Below are 10,365 nucleotides of genomic sequence, written 5' to 3' on the forward strand. Positions count from 1 at the left end.
ATAAAAAGCCCGCAGTTAACACTGCGGGCTTTTTTGTGTCTAAATTTTATTAATCTAAATAATATTTTTCCCTTGCTCTGGATCCCTTGATTGCTCTGCCTGTTCGCGTATTTCGTCGGTATCGCTGCTTACATCGTTGAGCGTTAAGGTTTGTTCGTGTGTTTCAGACCTTACCTCAGTATTTGAATCTTGCTTGGGTATTGAGTTTATAAAATCTGTACTTGAACTAGTTAATAAAATCCGTTCTCGGGCATCATCCGGCATACTAATATTTTGCTCGGTAAACTCATTGACTAATTCACGCATTATTTGAGAGCTTACTTTTAGGGGGCTGTGCTGTTGCCCATTTACCCAAAAATATAAAATAAAGTTTATGGTTGATGAGCCTAAATTCTTTATAAGTACTTGTGCTGGGGGATCGCTTAATACCGCGGCTTGTTGATTTATTATATTTAGGGCTAGCGTTTGCGCGCTGCGTATGTCGTTATCGTAACCTATACCTATTTCTACTTTACCGCGCATTTTTGGGTTGGCAGTTAAATTTTTTATGGTGTTTTTATATACTGTAGCATTAGGAATTTGAATGTGGTTTCCATCGTAGTCAACAAGCGTTGTTGCGCGGGCTGTTACTTTTTTGATAACGCCTAAACGTCCATCTACTTCAATGACGTCGTCTATTTTAAACGGGCGCTGCACACTTAAAAGTAAGCTTGCGATAAAGTTCTCAGCAATGTCTCTAAAAGCAAAGCCTAATATTAAACCTATTAAACCGGTCCCGCTCATTATAGCTACCGCAAACTCAGTGAGCCCTGCTAAACGTAAAAATAGATACAGGCCTAATAAAATGATTAAAGTGCTAATACCGCGCCTTGCGACAAGTAACACTAGTTTACTATCGGTTACAAACGAGATCGGCTTTGTGAGCAAGCGTGAAAGAGGGCCTGCTGTAAAATAGCTAATAGTGAGTAAGAGTAAACCTAGTAACAAGGTGGGTAATATTTGCGCTGTAGCGTGAACTAATTGCATGGTTTGGTCATAAAAAAATTGCCATGAAAATACATTTTCATCCATTACGGGGTTTAATGACGGTGTACTGGCAGCCGATTGCACGTCTGATGTTATTGTAGGCATTGGGTTTCTTCCGCGTTTAGTTACTTTTACTTTAACAGCAAGTTTAATACCAAACACCTTTTTTAAGTTGGCAGTTATTTTGCTTCATTAAAGTACTAATTATAGTGAGATTAAGTATGAAAAAGCCAAAAAGAGGTCAACATGCAGAGCAACCAGCTCATATTCCAATTAAAGGCTGGTGGGATATTGCAAAGCGTATTTTTGCGCGCATGAGTAAAGACAATTTATCTTTAGTGTCTGCAGGTGTGGCGTTTTATGCGCTACTTGCTATTTTTCCAGCCATTGCTGCTTTGGTTTCTATATACGCTTATTTTGCTTCACCTGTGGAGATCAGTGAGCATCTCAGGCAGTTTACATCCTTAATACCAAGTAGTTCACGTGAGCTGATTTTATCGCAAATCTCAGATCTCACACAAAGCTCTCAAACACGTTTAACCTTAGGGGCGTTAGGCACACTATTACTCACTATTTGGAGTAGCTCTAAGGGAAGCCAAGCATTAATTACAGCCTGTAATATAAGTTATCATGAATACGAAAAGCGCTCTTTCTTTAGGGCGCAGCTTGTTCGTTTTATGTTTTCGGTAGGCGCTATTTTAGTCGCTATTTTTGCGCTGTTGATTATTGGTATCTTGCCCATAGTACTCAATTTAGTGGGCCTCAAGGACAGTATTGATTTGTTGATCAAGGTTGTGTCGTGGCCAATACTGGCACTTACGTTTAATTTTGCATTAGTGCTTTTATACCGTTATGCACCGCATAGAAAAGCCGCTAAATGGCGTTGGATAACGCTTGGCTCTGTTATTGCAACCGTATTTTGGATTGTGGCATCTATTGGCTTTTCATTTTATGTATCGCGTTTTTCAAGTTATAACGAAACTTATGGATCGCTGGGTGGGGTGGTGATCATGCTTATGTGGTTATATATAAGTGCGTATATTGTAACCTTAGGTGCCGTTATTAACGCAGAGACAGAGCAGCAAACGGCGAAAGACAGCACAATCGGGCCAGAGAAAGAACTAGGTGAACGCGGCGCTTATGTTGCTGATCATCTGGGTATCAAAAACGATTAATTAACCGCTATTCTGCAGCTATTATTACTGCAAGTTGCTCTTTAAATTCTTGTGCTGCAGGGCCCAATCTATCTGCGTCGTTACACATTAAATATAAGTTAAGAGGACGCGTAGTGCCTTGTTCAAGATTAAGCACTTTGAGGGTATGATCATCAATTAGGTGAGCGACTTGATTGAACGGAAGCCACGCGTAACCTAGGTTTTGGCTCACCATATCAATTGAATTGCGTAAATGGCTGACTGTCCAACGCATATCTGCGCCTAGCCACCCTTCGTCTTGGCTAGTGTGTGTTGCAGAGTCGCGCACTACAATTTGTCGATGTTGTTTTAAATCTCGAAAGCTTAATTGATCTTCGCGCTGGTTAAGTGGGTGATTTGTATGTGCGACAGCAATAAATTCAATGTCTGTTAATTTACTGCAACTAATACCATAAATAGGAACTGATGAAATAGCTAAATCAACAACTGCATTGTTGAGTAATTCGTTGGCACCGGTTAACACGCTTTCAATTAAATCTATTTTTAGCAATGGATAAAGCTCACTTGTTTTAGCAAGCGCTTGGTACAAAATAGGTAGAGGGAATACTTCATCAACTGCTATTTTTAATGTGCTTTCTACACCTTCACTTAGTGTATTTGCGACTGATTCTATTTTATTCGCTTCTTCAATTAAAAACTCTGCGCGGCGCAATATAAGTTTCCCACTTTCAGTTAAAAACGCTTTACGACCTTTAACCTCAAGTAACTTTATTTGCAAAGCAGCTTCTAATTTTTGAACTGCATGATGAACCGTTGACTGGCTTTTGAAAACTGCGGCGCTTGCGCCTGCAAACCCGCCATGGTCCACTACGGCTTTAAACATTCGCCATTGATCTAATGTGGGTTTTGCCATTGAAATTCCTGTTAATGCTTTATTTGCCTACGTAACTTGACCGCTCAAAGCGATTATTTATTGCATAACAACAGTGGTTTAATTAAACTCAGGTTTGAGATAAGTTTATTATTCAGCAATCAGTTAACCTAGAAAGCATTACTCTTTTATTAGTGATTAGCGTCATAAAGTCATTTTTATTAAGCGGTTTAGAAAATAAATAGCCTTGTCCATAATCACAGCCAGCTTCAGTTAGTAGCTGGTACTGTAATGGTGTTTCAATGCCTTCTGCTATTACTTTTAAACCAAGCTGATGAGCCATTACAATAATTGCCTCGCAAAGCGAGAGCTCTTGGCTGTTGGCTTTAATATTATCAACAAAGCGTTTATCAATTTTTAAATAATCAGTGTCCATTTCCTGCAAGTAGGCCAGTGAAGAGTAGCCAGTACCAAAATCGTCAAGCGCCAATTGCATCCCCGATTTCACAATTTGTTTGAGGCGCTTTTGTGTAAGTTCCTCAGGGTTAACCATTAAGCCTTCCGTTATTTCTGCAACAATAGACGAGGGGGGAATTTTAGCGGCATCAAGCATGGCATACCAATCATCAATGCCACTATTAGCAGTAGATAGTTGTATGGGCGAGACGTTTATACTTATTTGAAAATCGTTATCTGTAATTTTTTTTATTTCGGCAAGCGTTTCTATTGCTTGCGAAAATACAAATTGCCCAATGGCATTAATTTGTCTTGTTTCTTCAGCAAGTGGAATAAACGCAACTGGGCTTATTAGCCCCTTTTGCGGGTGTTGCCAGCGTATTAAGCCTTCGGCCTTGTGTATATGTAAATCGTTAAGCGACACGATAGGCTGATAAAATAATTCAAACTGGTTATATTCTATTGCACAGCGCAAGTCTTTCAGTAAATGCATGCGAGCCTGTGCGTGCTCTCTCATATCCCGAGAGAAAAACTCAAAGCCATTTCGACCATTACTTTTTGCTTTATACATAGCCTGATCGGCTGCTTTTAGTAATTGCTCAGTATTTTCACCATCATCAGGTGCACAGGCAATACCCATACTGGCACTTATAAACACTTCTTCATTATCTATATGTAATGCAGACGATAAGCTTTGCAAAATATTACTAGCAATCTGGTTGATATGGCGGGTACTTTTAACCTGATTAAATACAATAACAAATTCATCGCCGCCAATTCGCGCAACAAATTCGGCATTTTTAGCTGAATTGACAATACGCTGTGACACTAGCTTTAATAAGTTGTCTCCGTAGTGGTGGCCTAAAGTGTCATTGATATCTTTAAAGTGATCAATATCTAAAAGCATGACCACAAAGGTTTCATTTTCATTCTTAGAATTAGAAAACTGTTTATTAAGTCTTTTTTTAAGCTCTAATCGATTTGGCAAATCGGTTAAATGATCAAAATGAGCTTGCCGCCAAATTGTTTTATTTGCTTGAATTTTTTCAGTTAAATCAGTAAAAATAGCGATTCGACGGGCAGGGTTATTATTTTCATCGTAAACCGTGTCTATGTTTAACCATTCAGTGAACAGCACCCCATCTTTTTTACGATTTATAATTTCACCTTGCCAACGGCCTGTCACATTTATTGATGCCCAAATTTTTTCATAAAACTCTTTTGAGTGCTCCCCTGATGAAAGTATGCGGGTAGAGTGGCCAATCACTTCGTCTTTAGAATATTGTGTTGTTTCACAAAAAGCAGGGTTTACATCAAAAATAATACCGTTGGCATCTGTAATTGCCATACTTTCACTACTATTGCCGTAAACAAGAGATGCTAAGTGAAGCGAGTCTTCATTTACTTTTCGTTGGCTGATATCACGTAGCACAAGTATTAACTCATCGTTCTTTTCAAGATGATTGATATGAGCTTCAAAGTAATGAGTGGTTATGCCTGTACTTATTTTAAAATCAAATGTGATGACATCTTTGCGAGTAGATGCTTCATTTAAAATTTGTTCAGTGATGTCGGTTGGTAAAATATCTAATAATTTTTTCGGTGATTTATTGTTAGCTGAAAATAGCGGGATAATAGTGCCACTAATATTAAGTACCTTACCTAGGTTATTTAACCTAAGGTACATATCGGGGAGAGCATTTAATAACCCCGTTAGTTCGTCGTGTTTATTTTTTAAATCGGCTTCTGTTTGCAAACGAGTCTCAGCCATTACTTCAAAGCGTGAATATAAAGCGGACAGCTCGGGACTATTAGGCTTAATTTTTTTAGTTGGCATATTGCCTTGTGCTAATAGGTCGGTTGCTTGGGCAAGTTCTTCAATGGGGTAAAAAATACTTTTCCTGATAATACGATGCCCAATAAAAGCAATAGTTAAAATAGCGCTAAAAAATAAAATAATAGTTTCTAAAAAGTGTGTATTTGCGCGAGCAATATACTTATCAGTGGGTGATGTAATGTAAATTTCTAAATTATTGTTATTAATATCGTTATAAATAGTCGCGCGATGAAAAATTTGATTGACGTTGTTTGCGTCTTTAAACATAGCCAGTGAGTTATCGCTATGTAAAAAGTCTTTGTTGTTTATTTTTTCTCCCAAAGGGAGCAATGAATTCGGGTAACTTGCCAGCACAAGGCCATTAGAGTCAGCAATAACAGCCTTAGAACCGTTTGGAAACTCGGCTTTGTTCAAGGCTATATTCCACCAGTTAAGCGCAATAACTGTAACAACAACCCCCTTCAATTGCCCTCGCTCACTAATAATAGGGGAAGCAAAGTTAACACTGGGTGCTTGAATGCTTCGATCGTATTGAAAATATCCAATTGAAAAGCTTTTATTCGCTATGGCATTTTTAAAGTATTGCCTATCACTAATAGAAACATTTTTTACTATGCCATTGGTTACACACATTAAGTTTCCGTTAGCATCTACCACACCAATGTTGGCAACGTTATTATAGAGAGAGTGTGTTTGGTGAAAATATTCAGGGCAGGTTGAAGGGAGGTTTGTGTCGTCAGCAATCGTGTTTGCTAGAAATTGAGTGAGCTGCTCAGTTTCGCTAATCATTGCGGTTTGCTGGTGGGTTAAGTGTTTTGCAATATTAACGACTCTCTCCTGGCTTTTTTCTATTGCAGCCTCACGCTCAGCCCATAGAGCTAAAAATGTCACAACGATGCCCGGAATACTAATAACAATAAGTAGTCGATAAAGTTGGCTTTTGAGAGATGAAGTTAAGATACCCTGTCCCTTTTTTGAGTAAATTTAGTGGTGATTGTAGTCAATAAATTATAAAAAAACCATATTTTATAAGTTGTTATAAAAAAATATTTCACCATTAAAAAATTCTATATAAACGAACGATTAGCTCGATATAAAGACATGGTTGTTTTATTTTTTCAGTGCTTTAATGAGTATAGATAATATTTCATATAGTGATTTAAAAAATGAATATAGCAAAAATATTAACGTCTTATGCAACACAAGATGGCGATGGTGTCAGTATAAGTCGTATACCTGGCTTCGATGGTAAATACCTTGACCCGTTTTTAATGATCGATGAGCTTAAGTCAGATAACGAAGCTGATTACATGGGTGGTTTTCCTGCACACCCGCACCGAGGTATGGAAACGTTTACTTATATCATTAAAGGTGGATTTGAGCATCAAGATCAAATGGGTAATAAAAAAGCGATCAGAGCAGGCGATGTGCAATGGATGAGCACAGGCAAAGGGGTGATCCATAGCGAAATGCCTTTAGCTGATGCCAAAGATGGACTTCATGGTTTTCAAATTTGGATCAATATGCCAAGCACAGAAAAAATGCGCGATCCAATTTACCAAGACACAACGCAACATCCGGCTCCAACGTTTAAAAATAAAAGTGGCGTAACACTGACTGCCCTTGCTGGTTCATGGCAATTTGAAGCTGTGGAATTAACATCAAGTATTCAAAAGCTTTCAGCAAATGCCGCTTTAGCTGATGTAACTTTACCTGACGGTCAGCTGTTAAAGCTAGCCCCGTTAAAACAGCAAAATGTGATGCTTTACGTACATTCTGGGTCGCTTATTACGAAAGATAATCAAACACTCAAGGCGGGTAAGTTACTAATTTTAGAGCCTGGTAGTGATATTGATATAGCAACACAACATGGCGCAGGTGTATTAATTTTAGCGGGTGATCCGCTTAAGCAACCCATTGCACATATGGGGCCATTTGTTATGACTACACAGGCCGAAATACATCAAGCCGTTCGTGATTATCAAAATGGTGAATTTGGCACACTTATTTAATTTTTGAGGAGCAAATAATGGGATTACTCGTTAATGGTCAATGGCAAGATAAATGGTATGACACAGATTCAAGCGACGGTAAGTTTGAGCGAGAGGCCGCGCAATTACGAAATTGGATCACGCCTGACGGTAGCGCAGGAAAAACGGGTGAAAGGGGGTTTAAAGCTGAGGCTGGGCGTTATCATTTATATGTTTCGTTAGCGTGCCCTTGGGCACACCGTACGCTTATTTTTCGAACTTTAAAAAAACTTGATGAGCTCATATCTGTATCGGTTGTAAGCCCCGATATGTTAGCTAATGGCTGGGAGTTTGATCAAAATAACTACAGTACCGGAGATGCCTTGTTTGCTAGTGATTACTTATATCAAGTTTACACTAAAAATAATTCTAGTTACTCAGGGCGAGTAACCGTTCCTGTATTGTGGGACAAAAAACAAAACAAGATAGTGAGTAATGAATCTGCCGATATAATACGTATGTTTAATAGTGCATTTAACGAAATAACAGGTAACAAGGACGATTACTACCCTGAATCGCTTCGCAGTGAAATAGATGAACTAAATGCATTAGTCTATCCAAATATTAATAACGGTGTATACCGAGCTGGATTTGCAACAGCAAAACACGCTTACGAGCAGGCATTTGACGATGTGTTTAATGCACTCGACAATGTTGAAAAAATATTGAGTAAAAAACGCTACCTTGTGGGCGACAAAATAACGGAAGCAGATTGGCGTTTATTTACAACGTTAATAAGGTTTGATTGTGTATACGTAGGGCATTTTAAATGCAACTTGCGCACAATTGAGAGTTACCCTTCGTTAAGCGGGTACCTAAGGGATTTATACCAAGTTGAGGGGGTTGCAAATACGGTTGATTTTTATCATATCAAACGACATTACTATTTTAGCCACACTATGATCAATCCAACCCAAATTGTACCAAAAGGGCCTAAAATTGATTATTTACAGGCGCATGGTAGAGGTTAATTAGCCAATTAACCTAAGCAGCCAGCCGTATTTTCTTATAAGGCTGGTTTCGCTTTTGCCTGACTGAACGGCAACGCCAGCTATAAATGCGCTGCTTAAGCCCACTTTGCTAGCAGCAAAACGCTTTAATCGATATACAAAAGCGGCTTGATGTTGTCGTTTTAGCTCGCTTTGTAAATCCATCTGTTTAGTCAGCGCTTTTACACACTCATCGGGGTTTTTAATTAATATATCAACTAACATATTAATATCCTTATAAGTTTAACAATTGCTTAATACTTCGAATTGTTTTGCTAAACCCTATTTTGTTGCTTAAATAAACGGTGCTTTTCCATAACCAAATCAAACACGCCACTTGCAGAAATGTCGCGGTTGCAATGCTAAGCCATACAGAACCAAATAAGTCATATATTCCATAGCCAATCGCGCCAAGCACTCCCGCCCACAACAAAACCAAACCACTGGCAAAACAGCCTAAAAATATAGAGATCAGTGCAAGCGATCTTAACGATAAGCGCCACTCAGCTTTCGCAAGTTGGTGGGTGATCTTTCCTTGAGTATGATAATCATCCTTGAGCTGTTTTGAATACGTTAAAAGTTTTGCGATGTGATCTTGCCAATCATCCTTTTGATACTGTTGATCAGTAGTTTGGTTTTGCGCTGTACCGTCCTTGGTTGTGCTTGAGTGGAAATCTTCCATCAGATCTTACTTACGACGAAACAGTGAAGTAATTAACATACCCGCTGCAAACGCAATACCTGCAGTTGCTAGGGGGTTTTCAGATGCAAAAGCACGTGTTTTAGCTGTGCACTCACTCAGTTTTTCGCGGGCAATTAACTGCTTTTCACTCAGTGCTTCAGCTGAACTTGATGCACCTTTCCTTACACTACTTTCAGCTGTTGCTGCTTTTGTAGAAAGTGCATCAACAGCATCATGAGCAGCTGATGTTGCTTTTTCTGTCAGTGGGGCATCGGTCGTTTGTGCCTTAGTGTCAGACTTAATATCTGTAGTCGTATTTTGCTTATTTGTTGCAGTAGCCATAATCAATCCTTAATGAGTAAAAGTATTTAAGTAGTGTATTGATAGAAGCAACAATCAAACCACACTATGTAATTTTCTTAATCCATTGATTTTAAGTACTATTTTGTTTTTTAGTGAACCACTTTAAATATATAATAAAAACGAAGCAGTAACTCTTACCACCAACCTAAGTAAATATTACAAAGTGGGTAAAACCCACTAAAAAATTGTAATTATTCATTGTTTATTCAGTAATCAAACCATGTAAACAAAAGGTTATTAAAGTAGATAAAAATATTTTTTTGTTTGTATCTCCACTTTTTCCCACGTAATTCAACCGCTTCGCCTGAACCCTTATTTTTTCTAGCTTAGAGACTCGTTAAAGGAGGTCAGCTTACTTGACAAAAAGGCTTGTCAAGCCCTAAACTGGAGCACTGTGGTAAAAAGTGGTTTTTAGTGGATCAAACTGGATCAGCATAGTTCATAGCTGATTAAAATAATTTAAAGCAGGCTAATTATGTTCCGTGGCGCGAGTTCACTGAGTTTGGATGATAAAGGACGTTTTGCGGTGCCGACCAAGTACCGAGAATCTCTGCTATCTGAAGATCAGGGTACAGTGATTTGCACCGTCGCGTTAAATGAGCCGTGCTTATGGTTGTATCCATTGGCTGAATGGCAAGAAATAGAAAGTCGTTTAGCTAAAATTTCCAACATGAATCCACGTGCCCGTCGAATGCAACGCATGTTGCTAGGCAATGCGACAGAGTATCAACTTGATAAAAATGGTCGAATTTTGTTAGCGCCGTCGTTGCGTGCGCATGCAGACCTTGGCAAAAAGATAATGCTAGTAGGGTTAATGAATAAATTTGAAATTTGGGATGAAGCGTGTTGGAACGAACAGATGCGCCAAGACACTGAGCTTGAAAGGCTAGGTGATTTTGAGCCTAATTCAGATTTAGATAACTTTACACTCTAACGGCACAAAAAAAAGGCAAACAA

At 38.7% G+C, this 10,365-nt stretch carries 10 protein-coding genes; 4 read left to right on the forward strand and 6 right to left on the reverse strand.

The features are described from left to right. Positions 1-54: 54 nt before the first annotated feature. A complete protein-coding gene (locus AC27I2_RS01320; RefSeq protein ID WP_487203595.1) occupies positions 55-1,071 on the reverse strand; it encodes a mechanosensitive ion channel family protein in 1,017 nt (338 codons plus the stop codon). A 176-nt stretch (positions 1,072-1,247) separates the two neighbouring features. Between AC27I2_RS01320 and AC27I2_RS01325 the strand changes: the two genes are divergently transcribed. Continuing rightward, positions 1,248-2,201 (forward strand): YihY/virulence factor BrkB family protein, encoded by a 954-nt coding sequence (locus AC27I2_RS01325; protein WP_219421359.1) that lies wholly within the window; start codon positions 1,248-1,250, stop codon positions 2,199-2,201. A 7-nt stretch (positions 2,202-2,208) separates the two neighbouring features. Here AC27I2_RS01325 and AC27I2_RS01330 read toward each other — a convergent pair whose 3' ends face one another. Both AC27I2_RS01330 and AC27I2_RS01335 read right to left on the reverse strand, forming a co-directional pair. Next, on the reverse strand, positions 2,209-3,093 hold the full coding sequence (locus AC27I2_RS01330; protein ID WP_487203309.1) for a LysR family transcriptional regulator: 885 nt from the start codon (positions 3,091-3,093) through the stop codon (positions 2,209-2,211). 112 nt (positions 3,094-3,205) lie between these two features. Further along, positions 3,206-6,235 carry a bifunctional diguanylate cyclase/phosphodiesterase gene (locus tag AC27I2_RS01335; protein ID WP_487203310.1) on the reverse strand — a complete coding sequence of 1,010 codons (3,030 nt, stop codon included), beginning with the start codon at positions 6,233-6,235 and terminating at the stop codon, positions 3,206-3,208. A gap of 275 nt (positions 6,236-6,510) precedes the next feature. Here AC27I2_RS01335 and AC27I2_RS01340 point away from each other — a divergent pair, with 275 nt between their 5' ends. Together AC27I2_RS01340 and AC27I2_RS01345 are read left to right on the forward strand one after the other, a co-directional pair. Next, a complete protein-coding gene (locus AC27I2_RS01340) occupies positions 6,511-7,356 on the forward strand; it encodes a pirin family protein (protein ID WP_487203311.1) in 846 nt (281 codons plus the stop codon). Positions 7,357-7,373: 17 nt separating this feature from the next. After that, positions 7,374-8,345, forward strand: coding sequence for a glutathione S-transferase family protein (locus tag AC27I2_RS01345; RefSeq protein ID WP_487203312.1), 972 nt, complete (start codon positions 7,374-7,376; stop codon positions 8,343-8,345). Here the strand turns inward: AC27I2_RS01345 and AC27I2_RS01350 are convergent, their stop codons facing one another. Genes AC27I2_RS01350 through AC27I2_RS01360 form a run of 3 tightly spaced genes read right to left on the reverse strand, consistent with a single transcriptional unit; the run spans position 8,346 to position 9,387 of the window. Beyond that, positions 8,346-8,588 (reverse strand): hypothetical protein, encoded by a 243-nt coding sequence (locus AC27I2_RS01350; RefSeq protein WP_487203313.1) that lies wholly within the window; start codon positions 8,586-8,588, stop codon positions 8,346-8,348. Positions 8,589-8,598: 10 nt separating this feature from the next. Next, positions 8,599-9,045, reverse strand: coding sequence for a hypothetical protein (locus AC27I2_RS01355; protein WP_487203314.1), 447 nt, complete (start codon positions 9,043-9,045; stop codon positions 8,599-8,601). A gap of 6 nt (positions 9,046-9,051) precedes the next feature. Then, on the reverse strand, positions 9,052-9,387 hold the full coding sequence (locus AC27I2_RS01360) for a hypothetical protein (protein WP_058403224.1): 336 nt from the start codon (positions 9,385-9,387) through the stop codon (positions 9,052-9,054). Between the two features lie 496 nt (positions 9,388-9,883). On the opposite strand from AC27I2_RS01360, the gene mraZ reads away from it, so the two are divergent. Then, positions 9,884-10,342, forward strand: coding sequence for a division/cell wall cluster transcriptional repressor MraZ (gene mraZ, locus AC27I2_RS01365; protein ID WP_487203315.1), 459 nt, complete (start codon positions 9,884-9,886; stop codon positions 10,340-10,342). Positions 10,343-10,365: the final 23 nt, after the last annotated feature.

The organism is Pseudoalteromonas sp. NH0006-46, from assembly GCF_057547735.1.

What these genes read in the sequence shown, in the direction of transcription:
- AC27I2_RS01320 (WP_487203595.1), bottom strand. Translation starts at nt 1,071, where the DNA reads ATGGATGAAAATGTATTTTCATGGCAATTTTTTTATGACCAAACCATG.
- AC27I2_RS01325 (WP_219421359.1), top strand. Translation starts at nt 1,248, where the DNA reads ATGAAAAAGCCAAAAAGAGGTCAACATGCAGAGCAACCAGCTCATATT.
- AC27I2_RS01330 (WP_487203309.1), bottom strand. Translation starts at nt 3,093, where the DNA reads ATGGCAAAACCCACATTAGATCAATGGCGAATGTTTAAAGCCGTAGTG.
- AC27I2_RS01340 (WP_487203311.1), top strand. Translation starts at nt 6,511, where the DNA reads ATGAATATAGCAAAAATATTAACGTCTTATGCAACACAAGATGGCGAT.
- AC27I2_RS01345 (WP_487203312.1), top strand. Translation starts at nt 7,374, where the DNA reads ATGGGATTACTCGTTAATGGTCAATGGCAAGATAAATGGTATGACACA.
- AC27I2_RS01350 (WP_487203313.1), bottom strand. Translation starts at nt 8,588, where the DNA reads ATGTTAGTTGATATATTAATTAAAAACCCCGATGAGTGTGTAAAAGCG.
- AC27I2_RS01355 (WP_487203314.1), bottom strand. Translation starts at nt 9,045, where the DNA reads ATGGAAGATTTCCACTCAAGCACAACCAAGGACGGTACAGCGCAAAAC.
- AC27I2_RS01360 (WP_058403224.1), bottom strand. Translation starts at nt 9,387, where the DNA reads ATGGCTACTGCAACAAATAAGCAAAATACGACTACAGATATTAAGTCT.
- mraZ (WP_487203315.1), top strand. Translation starts at nt 9,884, where the DNA reads ATGTTCCGTGGCGCGAGTTCACTGAGTTTGGATGATAAAGGACGTTTT.